General features: G+C 63.4%; 1 protein-coding gene. It reads right to left on the bottom strand.

Features of this window, described 5'->3' with window-relative positions:
- Positions 1-82: 82 nt before the first annotated feature.
- On the bottom strand, positions 83-1492 hold the full coding sequence (gene mapR / locus ACW9HW_RS30010; RefSeq protein ID WP_095194114.1) for a GntR family transcriptional regulator MpaR: 1410 nt from the start codon (positions 1490-1492) through the stop codon (positions 83-85).
- Between the last annotated feature and the right edge of the window lie 83 nt (positions 1493-1575).

A 1575-nucleotide genomic window follows, 5' to 3' on the forward strand; every position in this document is an offset into this window, starting at 1 on the left:
AGGCTTGCTCCCACAGTTGATCGCGTACCCCTGTGGGAGCGAGCCTGCTCGCGAAGGCGGCGGTCCAAACAACATCAAATCATCAGAACGACCGCACAATCCGCCCCAACGTCTCCATCGCCTTTTCCGCGTCTTCCGTCCACGGGCTGCCGTAATTCAACCGAATACAATTCCTGAACCGTTGGGCCGGCGAAAAAATCGGCCCCGGCGCGATGCTGATCCCTTGCGCCAGTGCCATCTGGAACAACTTCAACGAATCCATCTGCGCCGGCAGTTCCAGCCACAGGAAGTAGCCGCCGGCCGGTTGGCTGACGCGGGTATCGGCCGGGAAATAGCGGGCAATGGCCGACAGCATGGCGCTTTGCTGTTCTTCCAGGGCGTAACGCAGTTTGCGCAGGTGCCGGTCATAGCCGCCGTGTTGCAGGTAATCGGCAATGGCGGCCTGGGCCGGCATCGAGGCGCACAGCGAGGTCATGAGCTTCAGGCGTTCGATTTTCTGCGCATAACGCCCGGCGGCCACCCAGCCGACGCGGTAGCCCGGGGCCAGGCTCTTGGCGAACGAACCGCAATGCATCACCAGCCCTTCGGTATCGAACGCCTTGGCCGGCTTCGGTGCCTGCTGGCCGTAGTACAGCTCGGCGTAGACATCGTCCTCGATCAACGGGACCTGATGCTGACGCAGCAGCTCGACAAGCTCCTGTTTCTTCGCTTCGGGCATGGTCGCGCCCATGGGGTTCTGGAAACTGGTCATGCACCAGCAGGCCTTGATCGGGTGCCGTTCCAGGGTTTGCGCCAGGACGCCGAGGTCGATGCCGTCGCGCGGGTGCACCGGGATTTCCACGGCTTTGAGCTTCAGCCGCTCCAGGATCTGCAGGCAGGCATAGAAGGCCGGGGCCTCGATGGCCACCAGGTCGCCAGGTTGGGTCACGGCTTGCAGACACAGGTTCAGCGCTTCCAGGGCGCCGTTGGTGATCAGCAGTTCTTCCATCGGCAGCATCAGCCCGCCGACCATGTAGCGCAGGGCGATTTGCCGGCGCAGTTGCGGGTTGCCCGGTGACATGTCGGTGACCACCATGCGCGGGTCCATCTCGCGGCTGGCGCTGGCCAGCGAGCGTGACAGCCGTTGCAGCGGAAACAGCGTCGGGCTGGGGAATGCCGAGCCGAAGGGCACGGTGTTCGGGTCCTTGATCGAGTCGAGGACCGAGAACACCAGTTCGCTGACGTCGACTTCGGTGGATTCGTTGACCTGGCTGCTGATGACCGGCTCGGAAAACGGCCGTGGCGCATGGGCGTTGACGAAGTAGCCGGAGCGCGGCCGGGCGCGGATCAGGCCACGACGTTCGAGCAGGTAATAGGCCTGGAACACCGTGGACGGGCTGACGCCGTAGGTCTGGCTGGCGTAGCGCACCGACGGCACGCGCTGGCCGGGGCCGAGGACGCCGGAGCGGATCAGTTCAGCGATGTCGTCGGCGAATTTTTCGTAGCGTTTCATCGAGTGCCCGATATGTGTCTATCAGAAATTACGTGGTGCCCTCATTCGCGAGCAGGCTCGCTCCCACAGGGATATACGGTCAA

Source organism: Pseudomonas sp. SDO5532_S415 (assembly GCF_054071155.1).